Annotated in this window: 4 protein-coding genes; 1 reads left to right on the forward strand and 3 read right to left on the reverse strand. The window is 33.7% G+C overall.

The window, feature by feature from the left end:
• The 3 genes from CJF42_RS24355 to CJF42_RS24365 all read right to left on the reverse strand — a co-directional run.
• On the reverse strand, nt 1-550 hold a 550-nt coding region (locus CJF42_RS24355; protein WP_141235657.1), incomplete at its 3' end, for a hypothetical protein.
• Entirely contained in the window at nt 534-743 is a 210-nt protein-coding gene (locus tag CJF42_RS24360; RefSeq protein ID WP_095369122.1) for a hypothetical protein, read from the reverse strand. The genes CJF42_RS24355 and CJF42_RS24360, both read right to left, overlap by 17 nt.
• Nucleotides 743-931 (reverse strand): hypothetical protein, encoded by a 189-nt coding sequence (locus tag CJF42_RS24365; RefSeq protein ID WP_095369123.1) that lies wholly within the window; start codon nt 929-931, stop codon nt 743-745. The genes CJF42_RS24360 and CJF42_RS24365 overlap by 1 nt, the downstream gene beginning before the upstream one ends.
• Before the next feature lie 207 nt (nt 932-1,138).
• Between CJF42_RS24365 and CJF42_RS24370 the strand changes: the two genes are divergently transcribed.
• On the forward strand, nt 1,139-1,336 hold the full coding sequence (locus CJF42_RS24370; protein WP_095369124.1) for a hypothetical protein: 198 nt from the start codon (nt 1,139-1,141) through the stop codon (nt 1,334-1,336).
• Nucleotides 1,337-1,933 lie beyond the last annotated feature (597 nt).

Below are 1,933 nucleotides of genomic sequence, written 5' to 3' on the forward strand. Positions count from 1 at the left end.
TACGGCCTGAGTCCACACCATGACGATATAATGTCGCTGATTTTTCATACGTAAATAGTCCCGCTGGACGCTCCCTGTATTGCCACGGCTGCTCATCCTCCATATACCTATCTGCCCGTGTTGCAACCTCCTCATTCAAAAGACGCATAAAATAATGTAAATCACCCTCAATCAACTGAGTTAAAGCCTTGTATTTAGCAGTACGACGAACAATTGATTTATGAAAAGTTTTAAGACAATCACCCTCGTTATATTTTTCAGCTAAATTGTTTTTAAATAGAGAGTCGTAATATTCATCAGCTAAATGATTGACCTTATAAACTGTATTTTTTTCTTCATAATCAAGGTCGTCCGTAGCATCTTCATTAAAAACATCACTACAAATTAATGCGTTATAAGCCTCGTTATATGTTTTAAAATCACCATTACCCAAATGTAATTTGGCGTTCATTTTTAAGCGCGCAACTTCATCAGGACAAAAAACAACAGTTAAAAAGTCAGCTTTACAAACATTATTTTTAACAATGTAACGCTCAGACAGTTGGGTCATAATCAAAAGCCCCCGATTCAAAAAGTTCCTGCCAATTACTGTCATCTACATCAATAACGTCAAAATCACGACCATTTGCATATTCAATACAAAAAACAAAAGCCTCAGCACGAGAACGAAAATACAAAGGCTGTTCAAATTCACAAAAGCCCAAGTAAAAATCATCATCTGAATTTTGAATATAAAACTTCATTACTTACCACCTAATAAGAACTCTAATTCTGTTAATATGAAAATATCCTCACGAAAAGCTGTGATAACATCAGAATCACCATCAGGAAATGCAGCTACAACCTGAGAGAATAAAGTTTTAGCCTCAGACACAGAGCGCATCATTTTTTTAGCTTCAACATTCGATAATTCAATAGTGATATTTTTCATCTCAATTCCATTTCGTGTGTAGAGTAAATATTTAAGTAAAAAAACCAAAGGTCAAAAATGACCTAAAAGCAAAAAACATATAGGTGAATTCACTTATTCAACTTGCGTATTTATACATTAATGAATTCACCTATGCAAGTATATTTAAATATTTAAATTCAAGCATGCTAACATTCACCTATAAGAAATACAGAATCCGAGTAAAAAATGACGAAAGGAAAAAGAACAACCATTTCATTACCAGTTGAAAAAAAACTAAAGCTAGAGCGAGTTGCTATTGAAATATCACACAAAGTTGGAAAAACAATTCAATGGACTGATGTGGTTCATTACATGATTGAAAATTATCAAAATATGGCAAAACAAGATCTAATAGAAGAATTAGAAGAAAATAAAAAAGACTAGAAAAGTGTCACTTAAAGATAACAGTGTTTAAATTTGGCTCCCCCCCTATTAGTATCTGGGGGGAGAATATCTACCCAAAATATGTGAATAATACTCGAAATCTATTCAAAAAAATGAATAATCAAAATTCAATGGAATCACTGCGTGAATATAAAATTTACGAATGTTTAACTATGTTTTTGCTAATTAAGGAGGGAACGAAAATTATTTATTCTGAATAGCGTCAAGCGACCACGAAATAACAAACAACACATTAACTCCGCACAAATCTCTCTTGACTATTTTATAGTTCATTTTTTCTTTGTGATGTAAGTCATGATGATGTCTGAGAGAGGCTTACGCTTCGCTTATATGGCTGCGCCATTGAGTGCAAGATATTGATTTCTTAATAAAAATTAAAGTGATCGGACATAAATTTAACGCCCATAAATGACATTATGTTACGGCTAAAACAGCTTTTCAGCGCAAAGCGTTTTATTTGCCCTAGCTACGCTATTTTAGGGCAAAAAAGCACAAAACCCCTGCTCGCTTCGCGCGATTATAGCAGGGGCTTACTCAACATAACGTACGACCGATTTATGGGCTATTAAAATAATA

The organism is Pseudoalteromonas sp. NBT06-2 (assembly GCF_002276045.1).
In the GTDB taxonomy this organism is placed as follows: Bacteria; Pseudomonadota; Gammaproteobacteria; order Enterobacterales; family Alteromonadaceae; genus Pseudoalteromonas.

Coding starts and splice junctions, on each gene's coding strand:
- CJF42_RS24370 (WP_095369124.1), top strand. CDS start 1,139: ATGACGAAAGGAAAAAGAACAACCATTTCATTACCAGTTGAAAAAAAA.
- CJF42_RS24360 (WP_095369122.1), bottom strand. CDS start 743: ATGAAGTTTTATATTCAAAATTCAGATGATGATTTTTACTTGGGCTTT.
- CJF42_RS24365 (WP_095369123.1), bottom strand. CDS start 931: ATGAAAAATATCACTATTGAATTATCGAATGTTGAAGCTAAAAAAATG.